Annotated in this window: 14 protein-coding genes; 3 read left to right on the top strand and 11 right to left on the bottom strand. The window is 68.8% G+C overall.

Translation table 11 applies throughout. The features are described from left to right. Positions 1-30: 30 nt before the first annotated feature. The 6 genes from ACFWAY_RS35155 to ACFWAY_RS35180 all read right to left on the bottom strand — a co-directional run bounded on the left by ACFWAY_RS35155 (position 31) and on the right by ACFWAY_RS35180 (position 10809). Positions 31-4188, bottom strand: a complete 4158-nt coding sequence (locus ACFWAY_RS35155) for a TIGR02680 family protein (RefSeq protein ID WP_378513783.1) — start codon at positions 4186-4188, stop codon at positions 31-33. Continuing rightward, positions 4185-5579 (bottom strand): TIGR02678 family protein, encoded by a 1395-nt coding sequence (locus ACFWAY_RS35160; RefSeq protein ID WP_378513784.1) that lies wholly within the window; start codon positions 5577-5579, stop codon positions 4185-4187. Before ACFWAY_RS35160 ends, ACFWAY_RS35155 begins: the two co-directional genes overlap by 4 nt. Then, positions 5576-7027: a TIGR02677 family protein gene (locus tag ACFWAY_RS35165; protein WP_378513797.1), complete on the bottom strand. Its 1452-nt coding sequence runs from the start codon at positions 7025-7027 to the stop codon at positions 5576-5578. Before ACFWAY_RS35165 ends, ACFWAY_RS35160 begins: the two co-directional genes overlap by 4 nt. A gap of 301 nt (positions 7028-7328) precedes the next feature. Further along, the gene (locus tag ACFWAY_RS35170; RefSeq protein WP_378454703.1) at positions 7329-8483 is read right to left on the bottom strand and encodes a hypothetical protein; all 1155 of its coding nucleotides are present in this window, start codon (positions 8481-8483) and stop codon (positions 7329-7331) included. 181 nt (positions 8484-8664) lie between these two features. Beyond that, the gene (locus tag ACFWAY_RS35175) at positions 8665-9786 is read right to left on the bottom strand and encodes a helix-turn-helix transcriptional regulator (protein WP_378454702.1); all 1122 of its coding nucleotides are present in this window, start codon (positions 9784-9786) and stop codon (positions 8665-8667) included. A gap of 171 nt (positions 9787-9957) precedes the next feature. Next, entirely contained in the window at positions 9958-10809 is an 852-nt protein-coding gene (locus ACFWAY_RS35180; RefSeq protein WP_378513785.1) for a class I SAM-dependent methyltransferase, read from the bottom strand. Positions 10810-10856: 47 nt separating this feature from the next. On the opposite strand from ACFWAY_RS35180, the gene ACFWAY_RS35185 reads away from it, so the two are divergent. Then, positions 10857-11438 carry a helix-turn-helix domain-containing protein gene (locus tag ACFWAY_RS35185; protein ID WP_378513786.1) on the top strand — a complete coding sequence of 194 codons (582 nt, stop codon included), beginning with the start codon at positions 10857-10859 and terminating at the stop codon, positions 11436-11438. A gap of 12 nt (positions 11439-11450) precedes the next feature. Continuing rightward, a complete protein-coding gene (locus ACFWAY_RS35190) occupies positions 11451-11663 on the top strand; it encodes a hypothetical protein (RefSeq protein WP_378513787.1) in 213 nt (70 codons plus the stop codon). Between the two features lie 9 nt (positions 11664-11672). Here ACFWAY_RS35190 and ACFWAY_RS35195 read toward each other — a convergent pair whose 3' ends face one another. Then, the gene (locus tag ACFWAY_RS35195; protein WP_378454698.1) at positions 11673-12473 is read right to left on the bottom strand and encodes a helix-turn-helix domain-containing protein; all 801 of its coding nucleotides are present in this window, start codon (positions 12471-12473) and stop codon (positions 11673-11675) included. 65 nt (positions 12474-12538) lie between these two features. Here ACFWAY_RS35195 and ACFWAY_RS35200 point away from each other — a divergent pair, with 65 nt between their 5' ends. After that, positions 12539-12979 carry a DUF3224 domain-containing protein gene (locus tag ACFWAY_RS35200; protein WP_378454697.1) on the top strand — a complete coding sequence of 147 codons (441 nt, stop codon included), beginning with the start codon at positions 12539-12541 and terminating at the stop codon, positions 12977-12979. A 37-nt stretch (positions 12980-13016) separates the two neighbouring features. Here the strand turns inward: ACFWAY_RS35200 and ACFWAY_RS35205 are convergent, their stop codons facing one another. The 4 genes from ACFWAY_RS35205 to nirB form a co-directional block, all read right to left on the bottom strand. Then, a complete protein-coding gene (locus ACFWAY_RS35205; RefSeq protein WP_378513788.1) occupies positions 13017-13490 on the bottom strand; it encodes a carboxymuconolactone decarboxylase family protein in 474 nt (157 codons plus the stop codon). A gap of 68 nt (positions 13491-13558) precedes the next feature. Next, positions 13559-15745, bottom strand: a complete 2187-nt coding sequence (locus tag ACFWAY_RS35210) for an acyltransferase family protein (RefSeq protein WP_378513789.1) — start codon at positions 15743-15745, stop codon at positions 13559-13561. A gap of 124 nt (positions 15746-15869) precedes the next feature. Continuing rightward, positions 15870-16196 carry a Rieske 2Fe-2S domain-containing protein gene (locus tag ACFWAY_RS35215; RefSeq protein WP_378513790.1) on the bottom strand — a complete coding sequence of 109 codons (327 nt, stop codon included), beginning with the start codon at positions 16194-16196 and terminating at the stop codon, positions 15870-15872. Further along, on the bottom strand, positions 16193-18688 hold the full coding sequence (nirB, locus tag ACFWAY_RS35220; protein ID WP_378454693.1) for a nitrite reductase large subunit NirB: 2496 nt from the start codon (positions 18686-18688) through the stop codon (positions 16193-16195). Before nirB ends, ACFWAY_RS35215 begins: the two co-directional genes overlap by 4 nt. Positions 18689-18698 lie beyond the last annotated feature (10 nt).

An 18698-nucleotide genomic window follows, 5' to 3' on the forward strand; every position in this document is an offset into this window, starting at 1 on the left:
AACCGCGGGCGGTTAACAAGTACTCACGGGTCAGGCGAACTCGAAGGCACCCTCCGCGGGCGTCGGGACGCGCCGGCGCAGGGGCGAACCGAGCGCCTGCGCCAGGTCGGTGCCGTCATGTTCGGCGAGCAGTTCGCCATCCGACCACACGAGGAGCGTGGCGCTGACGCTCTGCTCGGCTGTCGAGTGCGCCAGATCGTAGTGCGCACAGCCCGGCACGCCGCCGTACGTGATCCACAGGTCGAACCCGGTCATGAACAGGTCGAGGTCGAATTGCACGCTGAGGCCGAGCAGTTCGGCCCGGCCGTTGTCGTCGACGCCGGCGAACGCCTCGTCCAGCGCCAGCAGTCGCGGCGCATGGGGGTCGGCCGAATCGAGCATGACGTGCGCTGCGGCGAACAACGGCAGGTGCAGCGAGACGGACTGCTCACCCCCGGAGAGTGCGCTGTGCCGGGCGACTGTCAGCCGGTCCTCGTTGCCGTTGCCGCTGATCAGGGTGAACGAGAACACCCGCCACCGCCGGTAGTCGAGGGCGGACGCCAGGATCTCCGGGTACGAACGCTCCGGGTGGGCGGCGCGGGCGGTCCTGATCTGGTGGGCGAAGTGGGCGCGCATCGTGGCGAGCTCGTCCGGGCCCAGCGCCGAGGTGTCGCGCTCGAGCAGTTTGGAGATCGCCTTCGCGCTGTCGTCGAGGTTGTCAGCGAGCACCCAGTGGACGCCGATGGTGTTGCCGGACGACATCCGCCGCTCCCGCATCTCGGTGCCCATCCGGGCGATGAGTTCGCGGGCGTCGACGGTCCGTTCGTGGATCTGCTGTGCGAGACCCGTGAGCAGCGCGTCCTCCAGGATGCGACGCTCGGATTCGGTGAGCAGCAATTCCTGATCGGAGCGAGCGGACGCGATGCGGGCGGCGAACTCGCCGATCGACGAGTAGCCCTCGTCGTCCTGCACCTGCACCACGGTCACGCCGTCGGGGGCGTCCCACTGCAGGCGGTAGTCCTGGCCGGCGGCCGCCAGCTGTGCGTCGAAGTCCTGCAGCGCGGTGGTGAGCGCGGTGCGCGTCGCCTTGCGGGCCGAGTCGCTCACCTGCACCGATTCGGTGGCGCCGTCCAGCGCGCGGAACAGTGCGTCCACTTCGGGCGGCAGGATCGGCGTGTCGTCTTCGGCGTTCTGGATGCGATACACCAGCTGTTCGGCACTCATCCACGCCGCCGAGCTCGCCGGCCAGGTGTGGCCGCCGTCCACGCCGAGGAGTTCGAGCAGGTCCCGCCGGGCATACGGCGCGAGGCGGGCGGCGTCGGCGCGCGTTTCCGTCAGCGCCAGCCGGAGCGTCTGAACGGCGGTGTTGTACGCGCCCTCGGCCTTGCCGATGGCCTCACCCGCGTCCTTGTCCGTCTTGCGGGCGTCGCGCTGCTCCTTCTTGCACGCTTCGATCCGAGCGTGCGCCTCCTCGAGCTGCCGGTCCAACTGCTCGGCCCCCGCACCCAGCGTGTCGCGCAGTGTCTCGAGACGTTGGATCTGTTGCGCGAGAACCTCTTCGGCGATGGCACCTTCTTCCGCGAACTCCTCCGCGTTGCCGCGCGCCTCGTGCAGTCGGTCCTCGGACTCGCGAGTGTGCTCCACCTCTTTGGCGTGTTCGCGCCTGCACCGTTGCACCATCTCGCCCTGTTTCTCGAAATGCCGGACGGCCGCGGCGAGCGAGTCGATCTCGCGGGCGACGTGGGGAGTCCGATGCGTGGACGCGGTGGCCCGGAGCTGTTTCTCCTTCGCGGACAGGTCGGCGATGGCCTGGTCGAGTTCGCGACCGACTGCTGTCGCCGTGTCGGAGCGGCTGCGGAGCGCGCCGGCGGATTCGGTGACCTTCTTCAGCGCCGTGAGGATCGATCCGGTGCGGGGCAGGGCCTGCGCCGCCGCGGTCGTCCGCGTCAGCAGCGCCTCCGCCGCATCCGCGGACGCCCGGGTTTTGTCGAGGGTCGCCCGGGTTTCCTCGAGAGTGCTGTCGAGTTCGGTGATCCGGGCGGCGCGCCTGCGGGCCCGTGCGGTGGTTCCGATGTACTCCGCGTCCGATTTCGTGCGGCGTCCCCGCTGGATTCCCTGCCGGTACGCACCGTCTTCGGCGACACCCACCGGACCTTCGGACAGGTCGAGGGATTCGAGGGCGATGGATTCGAGGATCCCGCGCACGCGATCGTCGGGAACACCCGTGTCCTGCTCGACCTCGAGAATGTCCGCGACGGACTTGCCGGTGGGCCGATCCTCGGCCGGAAGGGCCACGAGGAACTGTTCGGATTGGACGTCGGGGAGCGCGTCGTCGACGGTCACCCAGCCGTCGAGGAGATTCGCGGCCTCCAGTGCGGCCTCGATTCCCGCCGCCGCGGTGGCGTCGACACTGTCGGCGAAGCGGACGAGCCGCCACAGCGGTGCACCGGTCAGCCGGGAACGGGCATCCTGCCGGGCGGCCGAGAGCGGCGGGGCGTCGTCGTGCTCGGATTCGATGGCCGCGCGGGCCGATTCGTGTTCGGCGATCGCCTCCTCGGCGGCGGCGACGTCGCGGTCGTACTGCTGACGACGCAGCCGGAGCGCGTCGACGGCGTCCGTGGTCTGTTCGGTCAACGTCTCCGACAGGGTGGCGGCGTCGTCGTCGCCGATCCGGCCGAGGGTGGTGTCCAGGGCGTCGAACAGTGAAGCGGGCGCGTCGATCTCGGCGTAGAGGGGCGATTGTTCCGTCCACCAGGATCGGAGTTCGGTGGCGCAGCGGCTGCGGGCCGATTCGACCGCGGTCTCGGCTTCGAGAACGGCCACCTTCGCGGTGTCGAGTTGCTCCTGGCCGCGGCGTGCCGCCTCGTCGGCGCGGGTCCGTTCGGTGACCGCCTTCTCGACGGTGGCGAGTGCGGCGCGGACCGCGCGGATGTCACCGTCGCGCTCCTCGGCGTGTCCGCGCAGCGCAGCGGTCAGCTGGTCGGTGCGCGCATTCTCGGGGAGTGCGGTCCAGGTGATTCCCGCGTCCTCGGCGGCGAGGTGAAGTTCGTCTTCGGCGTGGGTGAGTGCCTCGACGGCGCGGGCAACGGCGTCGCCGGCCTTGTCGTGTTCCTCGGCTCGCTGTTCGAGGGTCGCCTTGGCCTTGCGTGCCTTCTCGGCTTGCAGTTCGGTCGATTTCTCGAGCGTCGAGACGGCTTGCGCGAGGTCGTCGAGTTGCGTCCGTCCCTCGTATGCCGTCGACCGCTTCAGCGCGTCCAGGGTGGCGTTGGCCTGGTCGAGTGCGCGTTCGGCGGCGGTGAAGCGTTCCTCGGCGGCCGCTCGGCTCTCCTGGCTGCGCGCCCGGTCGCCGGCCGCGGCGTGGAGAGTGGCGATGCCGGATCGGACGGCCTCGAGCCGGGTCGCGAGGTGATCGACGTCCGTACGCGCCTGCTGGCGAAGGTATTTCGCGTACACGCCGACGAAGCTCTGCGCTGCCTGGTCCGCCGCGGCCAGCCCCTCGAGCGCCCGGCCGACTTCCTCCATGTCGCTGAACGAGCGGGCGGCCTCGAGGACCAGTTGCTCGTCGAGCGGTCGCAGACCGTCGGTGAGTGCCTGCGACAGTCCCTTGGGGTCGAGGTTCTTCGCGAGCTGGGGCCGCCGGAGCGTGAGGATGAGGTTGATCAGCTGGTCGTAGCGCTGGACGCCGAGCCCGAACATCCGGGCGTCGATGGCGGCGCGGTAGTCGAGCGGCCTGTCGGTGATGGAGTCGGTGCCGATCTGTTCGCCCAGTTGCTTCTTCGTGAGCGGACGGTCGTCGCTGCCGAGCAGGGAGAAGTCGACGCCGACGCGACCGTCGGCGACGAAGTACCAGCGTGTGACCTTGTCGTTGGTGCGGGAGGCGCGCATGCCGATGCCCACGGTGACGGCCTCGGGGTCGTCCTTCGCGCCGCGGCAGAACTCCATCCAGACGTACGAGTACGCGCTCTCCTGCCCGCGGTACAGGAGGTTCGACTTCATGGTGCGTTCCTCGCCGGCGAACGGATTGAGCCGCCGGGGTTCGATCCTGCCGTCGAAGACGAACGGGAACAGCACTTCGAGGGCCTTGGTCTTACCGGAACCGTTGGGACCGCGGAGAACGAGGCGACCGTCGGCGAAGGAGAACTCCTGATCGCGGTAGTCCCAGAGGTTGATGATCCCGGCGCGGGTGGGCCGGAAACGCGCACTCGTCATGCTGTGATTTCCTCGCTGTCGTTCGCTGAGCTCTGGAACAGGTCGATCTCGGGTGTGCGGTCGCGGATCGTGACCACTACACCCCGATAGCGGGCGAGCGCCGGGAGTGCGAGCACGCCGCCCGGTACTGCCGCGGTGAGGCGTAGCCGCTCGAGTAGCGTCAGCGCCGCGCGTCCCAGACCGTCCGGGTCGGCCTGCCACCCGGCGGCGAACGTGCGCCCGAATCGTTCGGTCAGTGTCCGGACGGTGCCGGCGATCCACTCGTCCTCGACGACCGGGAACAGCCGGTCCGCGGGGGCGGGGTCCGCGGGTTCGAATCCGTCGTGGCCGGCGAGGCTGTCGAAGATCCCGGACTGCGGAATGGCGCTGTCGACCTGTTCGATCAGGTCGTCGAACCGGCCACGCGGCAGCGGCATCCGGGCCGTCTCCGGGGCATCCGGATCCAGTACGCGATCGGCGATCTCCCCGGCGAGCAGGAGCGCGACCTGCGCGACCGTTCCCGTCCCGGGGAACCGGATGTCGGAGAGACGTCCGGAGGAGTCGATCATCGCGACGCCCTCCTCACGCCGCTCCGCGACCAGTCCGGTGAGCAACTCGACATCGGTTGCGGTGCGGGGGAGTGCGAGTTGCACGAGCTCGTCATCGTCCAGGTCGGCGGCGTAGACGACGGGCCGTTCGACGAGAGCGCGGCGGACCCGTCGCGCCGTCTCCTTCACGTCGATTGGCCGGGCCGTCCCGAACTCCGAGGTGTAGTCCTCGGTCACCGAGTCCGTGCCGGCGAGCAGTCCGCGGATGGACCGGAGGTGCTGCAGTGCGCGCGGCGGCCGGAAGAGGGCGATGACGACGGACCTGTCGATGTCGTAGAGCGCCTCTCCCGCATCGGGATTGGCGGCCCAGCCTCCTGCGTCACCGTCCGCGAGGGCGATCGCGCCGCGGGCGGCGAGCCAGCCGACGGCGTCGACGAACGCATCCCGGTCGGACGCGCGTTCCGTGGACAGGTCCACACCGTCGACCTGTGCGGCGTCGGCGGCCACGTGATCGGCGAGCTCGGAAAGGGTGATCTGGTTTCCGGCGCGGCCGAGCGCTGCCAGCGCCAACGCGAGGTAGGCGTAGCGGTACCGGTCGAACGTGCGGTCGGTGGCCGTCTTGGCCGGCGTGCCGGCGTCGAGTCGGTCGCTCACCGTGAACAGCCGGGCGGTCTTCTCCGTGACTTCGAGTCGGTACCCGAAGAGCGTCATCAGGTCGTCGCGTAGTTCGGTTGCCCACCGGCGGAGCAGGGGGAGTGCGATGCGATCCGGATAGGTCTGTGTCACCAGGTGATTCGACAGGATGACGCGGGCGGCTCGCTGATACGAATCGAGAGCGAGCGGCGAGATCTCCCGCGCCTTCACCGAACGCTCACCTGCAGTCCGTTGAGGTGCAGACGTCCTCGGGCGGTGCGCACCACCGTCGATTCACTGTGCGGGCTGAGGGTCAGCTTCACGCCGTTCTCCGATCCTGTGCTGCTCTTCACGCGGCCGCTGACCGGTACCCGCGCCGTCAGTGCCGCGTTGAGCAGACTCAGCAGCACGTCGGTTTCGGCCTCGTCGAGGACCCGCTCGTAGACCCCGCCCCGGGCCAGCGACTGGGCGGCGGCGGCGCGAAGTCGTTGTGCGGTCAGTTGTTCCTCCCGCAGGCGGCGCACGCTGCCCTCGTTGCGCTGCACCCGCGCCGGCAGACCGGGGGACGGGGGACGTCCGGTCTCGGCCAGCGTGCGGGAGATCTCCACGGGCTGGGCCTCCCACCACGACCGCGTGTCGGGAATTATGTCGGCGTCCGGATGCACCATCGACAGGTGGCGCGGACGACCGAGGTCGAACACGGCTTGGAACAGCGCATGTGCGGCGTCCTCCGTCGGAGTTGCGGCGAACCAGCCTGCGAGGTGGCGCAATTGGCTCTCCCTGCTGACGCCACCCTTGCGGGTTTCGGTGACGCGGCGCAGCAGCGACAGGACGGCGGCGATGGCGCTCATCGTGCCCTCGCGCAGGCGTTCCGACTCGCTGAGACCGGCCTCGCTCCCGACGAACCAATGCGTCAATCCCGCCCACCGTGCGCGCCAATCGGCTTCGCGCTCTTCGACGCCGAGGAACACCCGCTCGTCGCTGGTGGCGGCCCGCGCCACCATCGTCTCGACGCCGGTGTCCTCCACGAGCGCGATCGCCGCCGCGAGTTTCGGCGCGTAGCGCGAGAGGTCGGAGCTGAACTCGCGCATGTGTGTGAGGAGAGCGTCCTTGTGGGACATGAACGTCTCCGGCGTGATCTCCGTGGTGCGGACGAGATCGCCCAGGGTCAGATAGAACTGGGCGGCGCGGCCGGCCATGTCCGACAGCGTCGCATCGAGACGATTGAGTTTCCGGTACACCAGGTCGTCGTCGGCCGCGCGGTTGGCCGCGGCGAGGTCGTTCATGTCGGCGAGGAGGTCGGGCAGCGCCAGCCGGGACAGCGACGCGTCGTCGAGCCGGGCCGCGAGTGCGTCCTCGACGGCTCGGAACACCTGGTAGCCGGCCTGGCTGAATTGGTAGACGAAGTGCCGGTTCCGGTATTCGGCCAGCGTCGCGGCGCGTGTTCCGTCGTAGCTGCGTTCGAGCACTTCCCAGACGTGCAGTTGTTCGAGCAGGGGAGTGATGTCTCCGGCGCCGAGTTGTCCGGCCGGATCGTCGCCGGCGAGGCCGTCCAGAATGCGGGCGACGTCGCCGGCGTGGAGCAGGACGACGTAGTTGGCGCGGGCGTGGTCGAAGGCCCGCAGCACCCACAGGTACTCCGCGCGCTTCTCCGCCGTGGTGAAGGCGAACAGTTTCAACCGGTCGTCCCGGAGTGGGGGAGCGACCGCCGGGCGCGCTGCACGCAGCCCCGACGGGGACCGGCCTGGATCGCTGCCTGATTCACTCACCGTGACAGGTTATGCGGTCGTGCAGCCGTCGAGCGAACGCCGTGCCGACCTGCGCCATCAACGTCGATTATGAATCGGGCCCTGACGGAACACCGTAATTGTCCGAATCGGGGGAGCGGGCTCACCTCGAACCACCCTGCGACACCGATGTTTCACAGTCCCGATTCGCCCGCCTCACCCCACCGCTGCACCGATGAAGGGAGGCAGGCATTCAGAGGACGAACAGCACGAAGACGATCGCCACCAGCACGAGAGCCAGCCCGACGGCCGCGGCGACGAGCCAGGACGCCCGGGATGTCGAGTCGGCGGTGGATTCGTCCCCGGTCTGCGCGACTGCGCGAGGTTCCGGCGGCGTCGCGACGGCTGTTCCGCCCAGCCGCGCGGGGGAGGCACCCACCGCCGCGGCCGACGCGGGGTTGCGCGTGCGCGTGGCCGGCCGGCTCGGGGTTGTCGAGGGCACCGGCTCGCCGACGACGGCGTCGATCACTTCGGTGACGTCGTACGACGGCGGTAGGCCGATCGGGGTGACCCTGTGGGTGGTCGGGTTGAATCCGGCGGCGCGGATGGCGGCACCGAGCGCTGCGGTCTGCTCGGGACCCGGGCCGACGACACATCGCACACCGAACTTCTCACCGATCGTGGTCGCGAATCCGTGGATGGCCGCGGAGTCCCTCGCGATCAGGCCGTCGCCCGTGACGACCACGGCATCGAGATTGCTGGGCAGCCAGCCGAACGCACCGAGCGCGGTGGCGATCTGAGCGGTGGGGGAGCCCCCCGCGGAGAAGCGGAACGCCTTGCCTGCCTCGACACCCGAGCGAATCAGCGCGACGGTCGCGCCGGTGTCGTCGACGTGATAGATGCCGACCAACTGCCCCGGACGCTCCGCGATCTCGGATTCGAACCAGGCTGCGGCGGCTTCGGCGTCCGAGACGAGGGACAGGTAGGACATGTCGGCGTAGTCCAGGGCGTCACGCAGCGCCGCGACGGCGGCCGAATCCCAGCGGGTGGGGTAGGCGGCCATGATGTCGGGGGCGCCGCCCGTCCGGCCGCCGTGGTCGGGGAGAGGTTCGCACTCCCGGAGCAGGCATCGCATCGCGCCCGCGACCAGGTCTTCGGCGCGGTAACGCGATCCGTCGCCTACCGCGACACCGGCCGGATCGCCGACGCGGGGAAGGAACCCCGACACGGTGTGGGTGTCGCCGATCGTGTGCGGCGCCGATCCGCCGAGAATTGCCGTGCCGTCCGGGCACATGTGCAGGACGGTGTCCCGGACGATGACCACCGGATCCGGGGATCCTGGATCGTTCGACGCCACCACCGCGGTGGACACGACACTGCCGATCCTGAGCCCGACTCCCATGGACATGCAAGTACCCCTATTCGTTTTGCGAACGGATTGCGACTTCCGTCAGGCCTGTTCCGACTCCTCGGTGAGGCCGCAAGATGTACATCCTGCTACCCGAGTGCCGTTGTGCGCGCCATCACGCGCGGCGTGGCGTGGTCGTGTTGCGCACATTCGGGCATTTCCGCCCGCGGCGAGCGGTCGGTCAGGTAACCGTCGGTGCGCCGAGGGCTGTTCTCCACTCGGGCACGTTCGCGGTCATCCAGTCGAGGAGGTGCTCTGCCTCCTGCGGATGACGACCGGTGCCGGCGAGAAGGTCCGCGAAGGCCTGCGCGGGGGCGACCAGGCGGACGTTGTCGCGGAAGAGGGTGCGCTCGAAGACCGCAGCCGATCGGGGCGTGGCGACGAGGACGTTGGCGCCCTGATCGACTGGGCGTAGCTCGAGTGCGCCGGCCAGCGCCTCGCCGTGGTCGGCGTAGATCTGGACCTGATGCGCCGGCGCGTATTCGGCGAACGCCGCTGCGGCAACCGACCCGGTCACCGCATAGAGGTGACCGGAGACCTTCCCGAGTTTCGCGACGAACGACTGCACACCCTCGTGTGCGAAATAGCCGACGGTGGGGCAGTCCTTGAAACTGAAGTCGCTGCTCCAGGCGCGCAGCATCTGCTGCCATCGGACGCTGGTGATGGGACCGCGGGGGAGTCGTTCGAGCAGATCGCGTTCCTCCAGGGTTTCGACCACCCGATAGGTCGCGCCGGTGGACGCGCCGGACAGCCGGACGAGTTCGGGGACCGTCAGCTGGCCCGAATGATCGGCGAGGGCACGCACGACCCGGGCGGCGGGATCGCCGGTCAGCTGGGCGGCCGGACGGCCGGGGCCCCGCCACGGGTCGGCATCCGCGCCTCGGTCGCGCACCCAGATCGCAGGTCGGTCCGCGGCGAGGGAGGTGTTGCCCGTCGCATCGGCGTAGGAGAAACCCCTGGCGTCGAGTTGACGACGAACCGGCTCGGAAAGGTAACGGGCGCAGACGAATCCGTGATCTGATCCGGACAGTCCGTCGGCGAACCGGGCGGCGTCGCCCGCGAGCACCCCTCGGGCGGGGATGACGGAGAAGGACGCCACCTCGCCGTTGGGTGCGCCGACCAGCAATCGTTCCGGTGCGTCGGCGAGGGAGCGGGACTTTCCGGACGTCAAAGTCCAGCCGTGGGGGAGTGCGGCCTGGAGAGTGGCGATCGCCCGGCGGTAGAGATCGATGTCGCGTTCCGGCTTAGGAAACGGCACCTTCGGCTCGCTACCTGCGAATTCGGCGTTCTCCTGATTCGGCACTTCACCAGTCTAGTTAATCGGTCCGAGACGGAACCGCAGAATAGACCGAATAGTCTTGGTTCGTCCCGAATCCCACCGAGTAGTCGGATCCCGCCACAACTCGCCACCTCCACGTGAACCAGTTCCCAAAGGCGAGGACCGCGTCGGGGAGTTCGACTCCGTCCGGCGGATTCAGGGACGCCGGGCAATCCAGACGGTCCGGCTGCCACGGACCGTCAGGTCCCCGCGGTGCAGGACATTGTCGGGGTTGCCTTCCGAGAGAAGTCGATCGAGGGTGTCGCGGTCGTCGGCGGCAAGTTGCCCGTCGAGCGCGGAGCGAATGCGGCGCAGGTAGGTCTGTGCGTAGCGTCCGGTGCTCGGCGGTGCCGGGGTTGCCTCGCTGGTGAAACTGCGCTCCTCGACATCCGCGAAACCGGCACGCTCCACGTGTGCCCGCCAGTTCGGATGCGAGTTCCAGTCCAACCGCGCCAAGGCCTCGTGGCAGCGCGACTCCAGGCCCGGGCGGCCCAGGCCGAGGTCGTCCGGCAGGAGGCGCGGCAGCGCGTCCATCTCGACCACCACCAGCACGCCGTCGGTGTTCAGCGCGCCGTACATATCGCGGAGCACCCGGTCGGGATCGGCGACCTCGTGCAACGAGGAGGCCGCCCACACGACGTCCGCCGCGTCGACTGCGGGCCAGGCGACATCCAGATCGGCGTGCACGACCCTCAATCGGCGGGCCAGGCCCTGCCGGTGCGCGGCCGTGTGGACGCGCTCGAGCATCGCCTCCGACCTGTCGATCGCGATCACCTGGGCCGAGAGGAATCGTCGAGCCAGAGTCAGGCTGCCTACGCCCGTTCCCGCCCCCACGTCGACGACCCGGCGCGGGGTCTCCCGGGTGCGTTGGCCGGCCCACTCCGCCACCGGGTCCAGGTAGGAGCCGAAGACCTCGGCGTCCAGGTCCAGTAGATCTGCCAGCGCTGCCCCGTGGTCCTCGGTGTGCCCGCCGTGGTGGCGTGCGTGGTGATGAGAATGCTGTGTCATGGCTCCAGGCTAAGTGCATCCTGCGCTTTGCGCATATACTCTTGCCTATGACGCAAGAACTCGGGTTGGACAGCGTGATCCGTCAACGCATCCGGGGCCTTCGGGTGGCCCGCGGCTGGTCCCTGGATGTGCTCGCTGCGCGCTGCTTTCTCAGTCCGTCCACCCTGAGCCGCATCGAAACCGGCCACCGCAGGATCGCCCTGGACCAACTGGTCCCGATCGCGCGCGCCCTCGGCACCACGCTCGATCAGCTCGTCGAGTCCGTCGAGGACGAGGATGTGGTGATCCGCCCGCAGCCCGAACACGCGCGAGGCCTGACGATCTGGCTCCTGTCCCGCGAACGCGCACTCCATGGCGCGACCGTGGCGAAGATGCGCATCACCACCGATCGGCCCGCGGGCCCGGAGCACGTGAGTGTGCACCCCGGCCATGAGTGGTTCACGGTGCTGTCGGGGACAGCCCGCCTGCAACTCGGTGAGCGAACCATACTTGTCGAAGCGGGTGCCGCAGCGGAGTTCTCGACCATGGTTCCGCACTCGATCGGCGCCCACGACGGTCCCGTGGAGATCCTCACGATCTTCGACCACGACGGGGAGCGTGCCCATCTGCACGCCGATCACAACGGGTAGGAAGGGACGGACATGTCGTCTTCCGACACCACTGGCCCGACGGAGTTTCCGGCGAGCATGGGGGAGGTCTCCCGCCGTGAGCTCGCATCCCACGGCTATACGCGTTTCGACCAACTGACGACGGTCACCGCCAAGGAGCTGTTGAAGATCCACGGCGTCGGACCGAAGGCGATCCGAATCCTCGAGGAGGAACTCGCGAAGCGGGGGCTCGGCTTCGGGAATTGAACGGCCGCGCTACAGCAGGCCATGCGTGCGCTGATAGGTAGCCGGTGGTGTCCCGACCACGTGAGTGAAGACGCGGGTCAGGTGAGCCTGGTCGCTGAACCCCAGTTCGTAGGCGAGCGCAGACCAGTCGATCCTCTCGCCCGAGTGGGCGGCGCCGGCGGCGTCGAGGATGCGGAATCGCTGGATCACCCACTTCGGGCCGATGCCGACGTACTCGGTGAACAGACGTTGCAGGGTGCGCAGGCTACAGCCGGCATGTGCGGCGAGCTCGTCCGCTCGGACGATGTCGCGGTTGCACTGGGCGTCGCCCACCAGGGCTGTGATCTCCCGTCCCGTGGGATCTGGAACGGGGTCGGTGCGGAGAAGGTATCGCTCGAAGGCGTCGATCATCTCCGCGCTGTCCGTGCCGGCGAGGATCCGCTCCGCGACCGGGCGATCGTCACCGGCGAGCAGATGACGTCCAGGCAGGACGGTTCCCGAAATCGCGCCGACGCTACCCTTCAGCAGGGGCCGGAACCCTCCAGCGTGGAAGGCGGCTCCCAGTACGTGGCCGTTCCCGGTCAGCGTTCGGTAGAACGGCGACCGGGAGATCCCGTGCACCAGCAACTGTCCGTCCTCGGCCGCGATATGAACGCGGGGCTGGGGCACCACCTGCTGTCGATGGGGCTTCGGTACCGACCACCTCACGAGCCAGTGGTAGTCGACGAACTCGGCCAAAGCCTCTCGGGGAGCTACCCGTTCGACCTCGAACCCGCGCGCGTCGGCGGTCGGGCGGACGATCGCCTCGGGATGTCCTGGCACACTCGGCACGGCCTCATCCTAGTGTCGTGAATGTTCAAGAACCTCACGCTGTCGCGTACCTAGAGTCTCGTGTCATGAGCTACTCACACAGTGCACGAGGCAAGTTCTCCATCGCGTCGTGGTCGGAATCGGTGATCGTCGACATCGACGGCGAAGGCACGACTGCCGGTGACACCTACTACCCCGCCCGCGGTGCCACCCGAGCGACCGTCGCGTACTCGTACTCCGGGGACATCGAGGGAACGAGCACAGTGGTCTATTTGATCGCATACAAGACCGATGCCGCGCCGGTGCTCGGCCTCGAGCGCTTCGAGGGCTCGATCGGCGGGCACGACGGGACGTGCGTGTTCCAGCACATCGGCAGCCAGGACCAGGGTTCCGTGTCGGCACGGATAGAGGTGGTGCCGGGTATGGGGACCGGTGGTCTGATCGACCTATGCGGCAGCGCGGACCTGTCCATCGCCGGACCCGGCGACAACGGCTACGACTTCGTTCTGTCGTACGACGTCGGCTGACCCTTCGATGTCGATCGGGTCTCAGGCCCGGCGGCCGTCATGTCGTCGTGGGTAGGGCGAGGGGCTTCAGGCCACACGACGCCGCGAAGCCCTGCGATTCGATGCCGAACGCGGTATTGGTGCGGGTCATGAGGTTCGCCACCGCGATGAACGCGGTCAGTTCCACCAGTGCGGCTGGGCCGAGCGCCTCGAGCAGCCCGGCCGACAGTTCGTCGGTGACGGTCGGTGGAGTCTGGGTCATCGCTTCGGCGTACTCGAGCACGTCCCGCTCCAGCGGCGTGAACACGTCCGATTGCCGCCAGCGGGGCACCTCGCGTGCCTTGGTCAGATCGAGCCCCTCGTTGTGGGCTCGGACGTAGCCGAAGTCCAGGCAGAAGCTGCAGCCGACCAGGCCGGCCACCGCCATGTGTGCGAACGACTTCAGGTTCTCGTCACACTGATCCCACTTCTGGGCCTGGCGGCCGACGCTGAAGCTGAAGTTCAGCACCTTCCGGTTGTGTGCTCTCGGCATGAGACACCGGCCACCGGCCGAATGTGACACCCGGACCGGATGTGATTTGCAGGAACCGCCGCTACCGCTCAGCCCGGTGCGAGTGCGCGCTCGGCCAGAGCGGCGACGACGGGTGAGAGTGCCTGAGCGTGTTCGAGGGTCAGGTGGTTGTCGTCGCGGTACACGAGGTCGTTGCCGACGATGACGGGGCAGCGCTCGGTGGTGCAGAACAGGGAGGTGAGGTCTGCGTATCGCCCGCCGCCTGCGGCGGTGGCCATCGCCTCGGCTGCGACGCCGGCGTCGTTCACCGCGACCGGCCGTGGCGGCGAGCAGGCGGTCGCGTCGTCCAGGTGGGCGGACAGGCACGTGGGCACGGTCGAGTGCGGATCCGGGATCGGTCCGAGGACGAGGACGGCCGCGCCCGTGGCGCGGAGTTCCGTAACCAGCCGGGTCAGGCTGTCGAGCCACTCTTGGCCGTACACGGTGAAACCGAAGTCGGCGCCGTACCGCCGGGACATGCTCAGCACGACCAACCGGGGCCGCTCGGCCCGCAGTCGGTCGACGATCTCGCCGCGCCACTGCTCGCACTCGGTGTATTCCCGCCCGAGGTAGGGGCTGGTGAGCGGGAGGTCGAGAAGCGGGCACGTGACCTTGCCCATCGTCTCGAGCCGCCAATGATTCTGCTCGGCGGCCGATTCGAATGCCGGGGCCCACATCGCGGCGTGCGAATCGCCGACCAGCACCATCGTTGTCGGAGACGCCACGTCCCCCGACGCGCACTCGTCCTGCCCCACCTCGAGCCACGACCGCACACAGCCGTTGACGAACACCTCCGGCTTGTCGGCAGGCGCGTCGGTGAGCGGTGGGGACAGATTCGACGGGACTGCTTGCAGCCCTGCCGATTTCGCGACCGCCGTCTGTACCTGCGCGGTCATGTCGTGCACCGCCGCGTCGCGCGGATCGACTGCGGTAGGCGCCGATTCGGCTGGCGCAGAGACGGTGAGGGCCGCGGCCGCGGCTCCGTGTCCGACCGGAACCGGCCGCGCCACCAGCAACACCAGTGCCGCACAGACAGCGATGGCGGTGACGGCGCCGCCGAGCACGAGGCTGCGCGAGGCCGAGCGGCGCAACGGAGCAGCGAAGCGGACAGGGTTCTCGACCAGGACCAGTGTCAGTCCGGCCAGACCCGCGGACACCATGATCATCGCCAGACGATCGGTCAGGTCGAGCGAGCGGCCGAGCACGATCGGCGCGAGCAGCAGCACCGGCCAGTGCCACAGGTACCAGGAATAGGACACTCGCCCGACCGCCCGCATCGGCGGCAGCGACAGGCTCCGCCCGACCCCCAGCCGGGGTGCGGCACACCCCGCCCCGATCACCAGCATCGTGCCGGCGACCGGCAGCAGCGCCGCGGTACCGGGGTAGGGCGTCGTCTCACCGAGTCGAAAACAGGCGATGACGATCAGTGCGAAACCCAACCATCCGGCCGTGGCGGCGACCACCGACGGCAACCGCTGCCAGTGCTGAACGGACAGGGCGACCAACCCGCCTGCGGCCAGTTCCCAGGCGCGTGCGGGCAACGAGAAGAACGCCCACGGCGGCAGTGTGCGGGTCCAGTCGAGCGAGACCGCGAACGACACTGCCGCGACCACGGCGAGCACTGTCAAATACGGGGTCGTCGACGGTGCTTCGTCCGCGTCGTCGCGCCGTGTCCTGCGCCGGACGAGCCAGGCGACCCCGATGATCAGCGCCGGCCACAGCAGGTAGAACTGCTCTTCCACGCCGAGCGACCAGTAGTGCTGGAACGGTGACGGGGGCGTGTCGGCGGCCAGATAGTCGGTGCCGTGCAGGGCGAACCGGTAGTTGCCGACGTAGAGCGCACTGGCGATCCCGTCACCGAGGACCGCGCGGGCCTGCAGAGGGGGCAGGAGCAGGGCCGCACCGATCGCAGTGGCCACCAGCACGATGCACCCGGCGGGCAGCAGCCGGCGTGCCCGCGCACCGTAGAACTCGGCCAGCTGGACGCGGCCGGTGGTCGCGACGCTTCGCCACAGCAGCCCGGTGATGAGAAACCCCGAGACGACGAAGAAGATGTCGACGCCGGCGAACCCTCCGCCGATTCCGGGGACGCCCGCGTGAAAGAGGACCACGGCCAGCACCGCGACGGCCCGCAGACCCTCGATGTCCGCGCGGAACACGGTCTCGGCGGGCGGGCCACCGACCGGAGGACGGCTACCGGATCGGCGCCGTCGTTCCGGACTCGTGACGGTATTCACTCGACCAGCGATCTGTCCATGCGACGTGCCCCTTCAGCTGCAGCATTGAGCTCATGATGACAGCGGTGCCGAGACTTTCCCGAAAGGCACGCCGTATCAGGGCCGAGCGCTGGTGAGTGGCCACTCACACGTGCACGACGACCGACCCTTCGCGAACCGATGCGGTGTAGGTGCGGACCGAGCCCACACCCTCGGATGCGCAGGCGCCCGTGTCGAAGGCGAACGCGTACTGGTGGAGCGGGCACATCACGCCGGTGGCGTCGATCTGTCCGTCGGCGAGGGGACCACCCTTGTGCGGGCACACCGCATCCATCGCCCGAACGGTGCCGTCCGACAACAGGAATACGGCCACCTGACGGTTCTGCACGACGTACGTCCGGCCTTCGCCCGGCGTCAGGTCGCTGACCGGACCCACCGCGATCTCGGAGGGTCCTTCGATCAGGGCGGTCATCGGACCGGCACCTGGGGAAGCGGCAGCAGCGGGAGCGACGGAGCGAACTGGGCGGGCGATTTCGGCGCGCTTCGCTCCTTCCAGGGATCCCGGTAGCCGTCCACCGCCGTCTGGATCCGCTCGTCCAATCCGGTCACGATGTCCTCCTCGTCTCGGACCAGTAGCGCCTGAAGATGTTCGAGTCCTACCCGCGGCACGAAGTCGTACGTGCGTTCGAGCCATTTCGCGTTCTCGCGGTAATACTGAATGAACCGTCCGCCGAGTTCCACTACGGCGTCCGGCGATTCGACCGTGGCGAGCAGATCACCCTTGCGGATGTGCGCTCCGGCGGCGCCGCCGACGTAGATTTCCCATCGGCCGTCGCCGACCGCGACCACACCGAAGTCCTTGCACAGGGCCTCCGAACAGTTGCGTGGGCATCCGGCGACCGCGAGTTTCAGCTTCGCGGGCGTCTCCAGGCCCTGGAACCGTTCCTCGAGCGCGATGCCGAGGCTCGTCGAATCGCCGAGACCGTAGCGGCAGAAATCGGTTCCGACGCACGTCTTCACCGTGCGCATGCTCTTGCCGTAGGCGAACCCGGACGGCATGTCGAGGTCACCCCACACCTTGGGGAGATCCTCCTTCTTGATGCCGAGCAGGTCGATGCGCTGCCCGCCGGTGACCTTCACGAGCGGCACGCCGTACTTGTCGGCCACGTCGGCGATCTTGCGGAGTTGCTCCGGCGTGGTGACGCCGCCCTTCATCTGCGGGACCACCGAGAACGTGCCGTCGCGCTGGATGTTGGCGTGCACGCGGTCGTTGATGAACAGCGCGCCGCGCTCGTCCACCCAGTCGGGACCCCAGATGGTGCGAAGCAAGGAGGCCAGGGGCATCTTCGCGGACGCGTCCTCCTTCGCGTCCGTCGCGAGTGCGGCGAACACCTGGGACACGGCGCGGAGATCGCGTTCCCGGATGGTCGCGACGAGTTCGGGCTTCGTCATCGGGATGCAGGGCACGTACCAGTCTGCGGAGGGGTCGGCCTCGAGTTCGCCGCCCGCGGCGCAGGCCACGATGTCGGCGACGAGTCCCTTGCACGAGCCGCAGCCCTTGCCTGCCCGCGTCTGGGCGCAGACGTCGGTGAGCGTCTTGGCGCCGGTATGGACGCAGGCGACCAGATCGCCCTTGCTCACGCCGTTGCAGTTGCACACCTGCAGGTCGTCGGGGAGGTCGGCGACACTCGTCGCGGCGCTCGGGGCTCCGACGTCGAAGAGCATGCTGATCCGCTCCTCGGGCAACGGCACCTTGCCGTCGAACGCCTGCGTGAGGAAACCCGCCTTGCTGATGTCGCCCATCAGGGTGGCGCCGATCAGCTTGCCGTCGCGGACGACGAGGCTCTTGTACGTGCCGCTGCGCGGTTCGTAGTACTGGACGAACTCGTCGTCCGCCGTCTCTGGTCCCTTGACGCCCATCGCGGCCACGTCGACACCGGCGACCTTCAGTTGGGTGGTGGTGCGTGAACCGACGTACGCCGCTTCGGGATTGGAGCCGGTGAGGACTTCGGCCAGGATGACCGACTGCTCCCACACCGGGGCGACGAGGCCGTAGGTCTCCCCACGGTGCTGTGCGCACTCGCCGACGGCGTACACGGAACCCTCGTCCTCGCAGCGCATCTGGTCGTCCACCACGACGCCGCGTTCGACTACCAGCCCGGCGGCTCGCGCGAGTTCGGTGTTGGGCCGGATTCCGGCGGTGACGACGACCATGTCGGCGTCCAGGGTGGAGCCGTCGACGAACGACACGCCGGTCACCAGGCCCGCGTCGTCGCGCAGCACGGCGGTGGTCCGCATCGAGGTGTGGACGCCCACGCCGAGTTTCTCGATCTCGGCGCGCAGGACGCTGCCGCCGCGTTCGTCGAGCTGCTGGTTCATCAGGTGCCCGGGGGAGTGCACGACGTTGACGGTGAGGCCCTGTGTGCGCAGCCCGTACGCGGCCTCCAGGCCGAGCAGACCGCCGCCGATCACCACCGCGGACACGTCGTCGCGGGCCTGCGCCATCTGCAGCATGCCGTTGGTGTCGGCGATGTTCCGGAATCCGAACACCCCGCGGGCCAGGCGCCCGTCGTGCTCCCGCAATCCGTCCATGTTGGGGAAGAACGTGTTGCTTCCCGTGGCGACGATGAGCACGTCGTAGTCGACGACGCGGCCGCTCTCGCACGTCACGGTCTTCGCGAACCGGTCGAGCGCGACCGCGCGGTCGCCGGCGTGGAGTTTGACGCCGTTGGCGGTGTACCAGCCCATCGGGTTGAGGATCAGGTCCTCGTCGTCGACGGCTGCCTCCCCGGACAGTACGTGCGAGAGCATGATCCGGTTGTAGTTGCCGTAGGGCTCGTCGCCGATCATGGTGATCTCGAAACGCTCGCCGCCGCCACGGTTCAGGATCTCCTCGACGGTGCGTGCGCCGGCCATACCGTTGCCGACGACCAGCAGCTTGCTCGAACTCGGTGTGTTGGCCATGCGTCGAGGC

Origin of the sequence: Rhodococcus sp. NPDC059968, assembly GCF_042738615.1 — a bacterium.
Classification (GTDB): domain Bacteria; phylum Actinomycetota; class Actinomycetes; order Mycobacteriales; family Mycobacteriaceae; genus Rhodococcus_F.

Bases quoted from the DNA above. Each gene is read 5' to 3' on its own strand.
- ACFWAY_RS35205 (WP_378513788.1), bottom strand. From the start codon at position 13,490: ATGCCGAGAGCACACAACCGGAAGGTGCTGAACTTCAGCTTCAGCGTC.
- ACFWAY_RS35155 (WP_378513783.1), bottom strand. From the start codon at position 4,188: ATGACGAGTGCGCGTTTCCGGCCCACCCGCGCCGGGATCATCAACCTC.
- ACFWAY_RS35185 (WP_378513786.1), top strand. From the start codon at position 10,857: ATGACGCAAGAACTCGGGTTGGACAGCGTGATCCGTCAACGCATCCGG.
- ACFWAY_RS35190 (WP_378513787.1), top strand. From the start codon at position 11,451: ATGTCGTCTTCCGACACCACTGGCCCGACGGAGTTTCCGGCGAGCATG.
- ACFWAY_RS35180 (WP_378513785.1), bottom strand. From the start codon at position 10,809: ATGACACAGCATTCTCATCACCACGCACGCCACCACGGCGGGCACACC.
- ACFWAY_RS35215 (WP_378513790.1), bottom strand. From the start codon at position 16,196: ATGACCGCCCTGATCGAAGGACCCTCCGAGATCGCGGTGGGTCCGGTC.
- ACFWAY_RS35170 (WP_378454703.1), bottom strand. From the start codon at position 8,483: ATGTCCATGGGAGTCGGGCTCAGGATCGGCAGTGTCGTGTCCACCGCG.
- ACFWAY_RS35200 (WP_378454697.1), top strand. From the start codon at position 12,539: ATGAGCTACTCACACAGTGCACGAGGCAAGTTCTCCATCGCGTCGTGG.
- nirB (WP_378454693.1), bottom strand. From the start codon at position 18,688: ATGGCCAACACACCGAGTTCGAGCAAGCTGCTGGTCGTCGGCAACGGT.